Genomic DNA, 6,291 nt, shown 5'->3' with positions numbered 1-6,291 from the left:
GCCCACGAGAGGGGCGCTGGATGTGCATGGTCATCATGAATTACCCCTCCATCGGTTCGGGTTGACAATGCTGGCCGTATAACCGACTTCGCAGAAAATGGCCACCCGCAGGTCCAGCAATTTCCAAAACCGCCAAGCCGCTGTGGCCGATCCGCCACTTATTAGAAGGACGCGGAAATGAACTGTCGTCTCCGCATCGCGCTCTACCAGCCTGACATTGCCGGCAACACCGGCACAATCCTGCGCTTCGCCGCGTGCCTCGGACTTGGCGTCGACATCATCGAACCGACCGGATTTCCGCTCTCCGACAAAGCGCTCAAGCGAGCCGGCATGGACTACCTCGAAATGGCTGCCCTGACCCGGCATGTCGACTGGCATGCCTTCGAGGAATGGCGCAAGGCTGGTCCGCGCCGGCTGGTGCTGCTGTCGACCAAAGCCACGACGGCCTACACCAGCTTCATCTTCGCCGAAGGCGACATACTCCTGTTCGGCCGGGAATCCGCAGGCGTGCCGGATCCTGTCCATCAGGCGGCGGATGCGCGGCTGACCATCCCGATGCAGGGTACGGCGCGCAGCATCAACGTCGCGCTTTCCGTCGCCATGGTGACGGGCGAAGCCGTCCGGCAACTCGGATAGAATCCACAACCCATCGACAACATCACCCCTATCGTCGACGACGACAGGGGTTTCTCCACTTATTCTCACCCAGGCGCACATCGCCTTCTCCCGCATTTGCCCAAACGATATTTCTTCGCTACAAGCTCAACTTAACTTAAGGTCAAGCGGAAAGTGCGAAATGGCTGCTGTCACGGAATTAACAGTCGGCCAAGTGGCCATGCGCAGCGGTGTGGCGGTGTCGGCATTGCATTTCTATGAGGCCCGCGGCCTGATCCGCAGCCACCGTACGGCGGGAAACCAGCGCCGCTACGGCCGCGACGTGCTGCGGCGCGTGGCGATCATCAAGGTCGCGCAGGAGGTCGGCATCTCGCTGGCCGAGATCGGTGAAGCCCTGGCATCGCTGCCAGAAGGCCGCACGCCAACGCGCGATGACTGGAACGTTTTGTCGACCGCCTGGCGCGACGGGCTCGATCACAAGATCGCCCAGTTGAAGAAACTGCGCGACGGGCTGACCGACTGCATCGGCTGCGGCTGCATGTCGATCGACAAATGCCCGCTGCGCAACAAGGGCGACCGGCTGGCGAGGGAAGGCACAGGCGCTAGGCGGCTGGTTGCTCCGCCTCTCTCGAGGACATCCTAGTCCGCCGCTGGCAACCGCCTGATGGTGAACTCAATCAGGTCGCCCGGCCGCTCGAACCAGCTTTCGATTTCGGTCCAGTAGGCCTGCTTGGGAAAGCGCTCGAACCATTCCTTGGCCTTGAGCCGCGCATCGGAGCGCGGCAGCACGAAGGTCTCGCGCAGGAAACCGTCACGCGGCATACGCACGCGCTCGGCCCGGCTTTGATCGAGCCTTTTCTTCAGGCCATCCAGCGGCGGTCTTGCCGGGGTGCGCACGAAACAGCTCCTTGCACCTGGCGCATGACCCGAAATCGGAATCGAGTTTCGGAAAGGATCATGCGCAAAACCAAAGTGACTTGACCCTTGCCCTTAAGAGATTAGGGATCGCGCCGGCAAAAGACGAGTCATTTGTGGGACTCGCCGCCCCAACCGGAGACGGCACTTGGAACGACCAGAAATACCGGCAGGCCTGCCCGCCGACATCGAACAGAAGAAGATGAAGGCACGGCTGTGGTTCGAGGCGCTGCGCGAACGCATCTGCGCCACTTTCGAGCAGATCGAGCAGGACCTTGGCGGGCCGCTGGCCTCGTGGTCGCCGGGCCGTTTCGAAAAGACGCCGTGGGAACGCGACGAGGGCCGTGGCGGCGGCGGTACCATGTCGATGATGCACGGCCGCGTCTTCGAAAAGGTCGGCGTCCACACTTCGACCGTCCATGGCGAGTTCTCGCCCGAATTCAGGAAGCAGATGCCCGGCGCCGAGGAAGACCCGCGCTTCTGGGCATCCGGCATTTCGCTGATCGCGCACCCGTGGAATCCCAACGTTCCGGCCGTGCACATGAACACGCGCATGGTGGTAACATCGCGCCAATGGTTCGGCGGCGGCGCCGATCTGACACCGGTGCTCGATCGCCGCCGCACCCAGGACGACCCTGATACCCTCGCCTTCCACCGCGCCATGCAATTCGCTTGCGAGAAGAATGCCGCGGTCGCCGATTACCCGAAATTCAAGGCCTGGTGCGACGAGTACTTCTATCTGTCGCACCGCAACGAGCCGCGCGGCACCGGCGGCATCTTCTTCGACTGGCTGCATTCGGGCGAGGACAAAGGCGGCTGGAATGCCGATTTCAACTTTGTCCAGGATGTCGGCCGCTCCTTTCTCGTCGTCTACGGTCACCTCGTGCGCGCCAACTTCAACGAGAACTGGACCGATGGCGACCGTGACGAACAGCTCATCCGCCGCGGCCGCTATGTCGAATTCAATCTGCTTCACGATCGCGGCACCATCTTCGGACTGAAGACCGGCGGCAATGTCGCGTCCATTCTCTCCAGCCTGCCGCCCGAGGTTCGCTGGCCGTAACAAAATGGTGAGCGCGGCGTGAGTCGCATTGATGTCCCATTCGCTCGAAATGGGCATGGAATGTGGCACACGGTGCGGCGCAAAATTTCTTTTTCGTCTAATAGGCCGTTGAAAAGACTGGCCTATTTGTGGGGCCGGGTCGGGAAGCGCCGGCGGTTCGCCTGCGCGCAATTCCAGGAAAGTGCGAAACGGCTTTCCGACCGGAATTGCGTCAGACAAAGCGAGTCGCGACCCGACGCGACCGGACGGCCCAGACGACGCGGGACATCTTCGTCAAAAGATACCCGCCTTTCCAGGAGTACTTCGCAATGCGCAAGATCATTGTTTCGGCTGCCGCCGCTGCCCTTCTCGCTTCCGGTTCAGTGGCATTCGCCGCCGTCAAGCACACCACCGGGACGATCAAGACCTTTGACACGACGGCCATGAGCCTGGTCCTCGATGATGGATCGTCTTTTACGCTTCCCAAGACCTTCAAGGATCCTGGCCTGACGGTCGGTGAAAAGGTCCGCGTCTCATGGGATATGAAGGGCAAGAACAAGGTCGCCGAGGCCGTCAAGGCCGCAAAATGATGGCTTGCCCGCCAGAGCAGGATGAGACGATGTCCGGTCCTGTTTAGGGGTAGTGTTAAGAGGGCGGAGCAGCGCTGCTCCGCCTTTTTGCCGTTGACCGTAACCAATGCCGCCCCATCTGTGTTATGCTTCTCACCCGCTCGCGGTCCGTGGATTCAACCCTGGAACCGGACCATGAGCCAAAAAAGTACCGGAGCCTCGACCAGGCTTCACGGAGGAAAAGGAGAAAATCCCATGAAGGAGTTTCACTGCGGGTCGCTCGTGCCCGGCTGTGACTGGCACACGCGTGCCGACGAGGAGGCCGAGGTGATGCGCCGTGCCGTCGAGCACATGCGCGAGACGCATGGCGAAACGGTGATCCGCGAGACGATGATCGAGGCGATCCGCTCGCGCATCGAAAAGACCCGCGACGCAGCCTGATCTACCCGGCCTTCAAGGCTTCGGCGGCGCGCTTGAGGAGCGCGTCGCGATCAGGGGCAAACCCGGCTTCGACCCATTCCGCCTCGAGATTCCTGAGGATTTCGCCGAGTTTCGGTCCTGGAGTTGCGCCGAGCGCCGTGAGATCGGCACCTTTCAGCGGAAACAACGGCTTTTCCCATTTGACGGCGAAGGCAAGCAGGCGCGAAAAGCCACCGGCTTCGAGGAGTGCCTCATTGTCCTCGACGGCGCGCACCCTGGCTGCCGCAAGCGACAGCCGCAGCCGGTCGACAAACCCCTGCCGGTCGCCGCGATAGAGCCTTTTCGCCAGTTCGCCCTCGGTCGTCTTCGGTTCGACGGCGGTGGCAAGCGCCCAGTGGCGCAGGCGATCCGCTTCGGCGGTCGAGAATTTGAGCCGCTCGGCGAGCGTCTTCATGCGAGCGGCATCGGGCGGCACGATCGCTTCCAGTCTGAGCAGCGGGTCGGGTGCCCAGCCCAGATCCTTCCCGGCCTTGGCCAACCCATGGATGGCATCGATGCCCCATTTCTCGCTTTCCGGCAGCGCTGCGGTCAAGACGCCTGCCTGCCGCATCCAGAGCAGCGCCCGTGACGGATCGGGCGCCGACAAGAGCTTCTTCAGTTCCGACCAGATGCGCTCGGCCGAAAGCTGGGACAGCCCTTCCTTAAGCCGGGCGCAGGCTTTCAGCCCTTCGGCGTCCGGCCGTCCATCGCCGTACCAGGCGAAGAAGCGGAAGAAGCGCAGGATGCGCAGATAATCCTCGCGGATACGCGCTTCCGGGTCGCCGATGAAGCGCAGCCGGCGTGCCTCGATGTCGGCAATGCCGCCGACCAGGTCGACAACCCTGCCGTCAGCCTCGGCATAGAGCGCATTGATGGTGAAGTCGCGCCGCTCGGCGTCAAGCTTCCAGTCGCGCCCGAACGACACTTTCGCGCGTCGCCCGTCGGTCTCGATATCGGCGCGCAAGGTGGTGATTTCATAAGGTTTTCCGCCGGCAACCACGGTGATTGTCCCATGTTCGATGCCGGTTGGCACCGCCTTGAACCCTTCCGCTTCGGCGCGGCGGAGGGTTTCCTCCGGCAGGCAGGTGGTGGCGATGTCGATGTCGGCGACGGGCTGGCCCATCAGCGTGTTGCGCACCGCGCCGCCGGCGACTCGCGCCTCTTCACCGCCTTCGGCCAGTGCGAACAGCAGGCGCTGCAGATGCTTGTCGCCGAGCCAGTCGGCCCTGTCCGCGATCGAGACACTCACGCATAGAGCCTTTCATAGAGGGTACGGATGATGCCGGCGGTGACGCCCCAGATGCGCCGGTCGCCGTAAGGCATGTCGTAGGAGAACCATTCGAGATCGTTCCACATGCGGCTGTCGCGCTTGTGGTTGGCCGGATCCATCAGGAAGCGCAGCGGCACTTCGAAAGCGGCGTCGACCTCGTCGGCGTTGAGCGTCAGTTGGAAACCGGGCAGCACGATGCCCAGCACCGGCGCGATGCGGTAGCCGCTGCCGGCCACATAGTCGGGCATGCGGCCAATGATCTCGATGCGGTCTCGGCCAAGCCCGATCTCCTCGGAAGTCTCGCGCAGCGCCGCCGCCTCAGGGCTCGGATCGGTCGGATCGATGGTACCGCCGGGAAATGCCACCTGCCCCGAATGGCTGCGCAGCTTTTCAGCCCGCTTGGTCAGGAGAACCGTCGCATCGCCCTCATGATCGACCACCGGGATCAGCACCGCGGCATTGCGCAGCGCCTTGCCCTGGTTGAGGCGCGGATGGCCGGGGTTGAAGCGATGATCGCCATAATCGTCGCCGGCATGCGCATCGGGCTGCACGGCAAAACGCGCGCGAAAATCCGCGGATGAAAACGGCGCCGGCGTCACCTGGTCCATCACGCACTCAGCCGCTTCAACTGGTCCGCCGGCATGATCGGGAACACGGCGCCCTTGGAGCGCACCGCGAACATCGTCTTGCCGCCGATCTCGACCTCCTCGCCATGCCCGACCAGTTCATACATCACCGGCCGCGCCACCAGCGCTTCCAGGCGGCCACGCACCAGCACATAGGGCTTCAATCCGCCGGTCTCGTTCTCGTCGACAAACCGCAACGGCCGTTCCGGCCCGGCCTCGACGACATCGCCGACATTGGTGCGGAAGGTGATGGTCTGCGCTTCGCCGCTACCCGAAACGTCCATTTCGACCGCGATGAACGGCGCATCGGCAACGCGGATGCCGACCTTTTCCACCGGTGTCACCAGATAGGTCCTGCCATCGGCGTCCTTGCGCAGCACCGAGGAGAAAAGCTGCACCAGCGGCATGCGCCCGATCGGCGTGCCCAGATAGAACCAGGTGCCGTCGGACTTGATCTCCATGTCCAGATCGCCGCAGAAGTCGGGATTCCAGCGTTCGACGGGTGCCGCGCCCTTGCCGGCACGGGCGGCGCGCGAGATGAGCGCCTCGAGGCCACGCGCCTCGGTGGCATCCGTCAGGCTTTCTTCACGATGTCCCAAGGGTCCCGTCATGGTCACGAAATAGTCACTGTTGTTGCGCTTGTCAGCCTAAGTCTGTGATTTAAGTTTCGACATAGGCGCCACGCGAGGCCGAATCGCGGCAACTTATGGTATGGTGCAGCCGTTGTTCCAGCCATGGTATTCCAACCACAAGGATCGATGCGGCATGAGCGTGATGGTCAAGGAAAGCCCTATC

General features: G+C 62.8%; 9 protein-coding genes. 5 read left to right on the top strand and 4 right to left on the bottom strand.

The features are described from left to right. Positions 1 to 177 precede the first annotated feature (177 nt). Together EN750_RS14120 and soxR are read left to right on the top strand one after the other, a co-directional pair. Positions 178 to 636 (top strand): tRNA (cytidine(34)-2'-O)-methyltransferase, encoded by a 459-nt coding sequence (locus EN750_RS14120; RefSeq protein WP_127396777.1) that lies wholly within the window; start codon positions 178 to 180, stop codon positions 634 to 636. Between the two features lie 160 nt (positions 637 to 796). After that, on the top strand, positions 797 to 1,258 hold the full coding sequence (gene soxR, locus EN750_RS14115; RefSeq protein ID WP_127396776.1) for a redox-sensitive transcriptional activator SoxR: 462 nt from the start codon (positions 797 to 799) through the stop codon (positions 1,256 to 1,258). Here the strand turns inward: soxR and EN750_RS14110 are convergent. After that, the gene (locus tag EN750_RS14110) at positions 1,255 to 1,512 is read right to left on the bottom strand and encodes a hypothetical protein (RefSeq protein ID WP_013529975.1); all 258 of its coding nucleotides are present in this window, start codon (positions 1,510 to 1,512) and stop codon (positions 1,255 to 1,257) included. The genes soxR and EN750_RS14110 overlap by 4 nt on opposite strands. Positions 1,513 to 1,678: 166 nt before the next feature. Between EN750_RS14110 and hemF the strand changes: the two genes are divergently transcribed. From hemF to EN750_RS14095, 3 genes are all read left to right on the top strand, one after another. Beyond that, positions 1,679 to 2,593, top strand: coding sequence for an oxygen-dependent coproporphyrinogen oxidase (gene hemF, locus EN750_RS14105; protein ID WP_127380582.1), 915 nt, complete (start codon positions 1,679 to 1,681; stop codon positions 2,591 to 2,593). A gap of 308 nt (positions 2,594 to 2,901) precedes the next feature. Continuing rightward, on the top strand, positions 2,902 to 3,162 hold the full coding sequence (locus tag EN750_RS14100) for a DUF1344 domain-containing protein (protein WP_127396775.1): 261 nt from the start codon (positions 2,902 to 2,904) through the stop codon (positions 3,160 to 3,162). Positions 3,163 to 3,396: 234 nt separating this feature from the next. Then, a complete protein-coding gene (locus EN750_RS14095) occupies positions 3,397 to 3,582 on the top strand; it encodes a DUF1059 domain-containing protein (protein ID WP_013529972.1) in 186 nt (61 codons plus the stop codon). Between the two features lies 1 nt (position 3,583). On the opposite strand, the gene EN750_RS14090 is transcribed toward EN750_RS14095, so the two are convergent. Genes EN750_RS14090 through EN750_RS14080 form a run of 3 tightly spaced genes read right to left on the bottom strand, consistent with a single transcriptional unit; the run spans position 3,584 to position 6,107 of the window. Next, positions 3,584 to 4,849 carry a CCA tRNA nucleotidyltransferase gene (locus tag EN750_RS14090; protein WP_127396774.1) on the bottom strand — a complete coding sequence of 422 codons (1,266 nt, stop codon included), beginning with the start codon at positions 4,847 to 4,849 and terminating at the stop codon, positions 3,584 to 3,586. Then, a complete protein-coding gene (locus EN750_RS14085; protein WP_127396773.1) occupies positions 4,846 to 5,478 on the bottom strand; it encodes a CoA pyrophosphatase in 633 nt (210 codons plus the stop codon). The genes EN750_RS14090 and EN750_RS14085 overlap by 4 nt, the downstream gene beginning before the upstream one ends. After that, positions 5,478 to 6,107, bottom strand: a complete 630-nt coding sequence (locus EN750_RS14080) for a DUF1285 domain-containing protein (RefSeq protein WP_127326869.1) — start codon at positions 6,105 to 6,107, stop codon at positions 5,478 to 5,480. Before EN750_RS14080 ends, EN750_RS14085 begins: the two co-directional genes overlap by 1 nt. Between the last annotated feature and the right edge of the window lie 184 nt (positions 6,108 to 6,291).

It is taken from the genome of Mesorhizobium sp. M7A.F.Ca.ET.027.03.2.1 (assembly GCF_003999175.1).
Lineage (GTDB): Bacteria > Pseudomonadota > Alphaproteobacteria > Rhizobiales > Rhizobiaceae > Mesorhizobium.
This window is presented reverse-complemented; position numbering and strand designations above follow the sequence as displayed.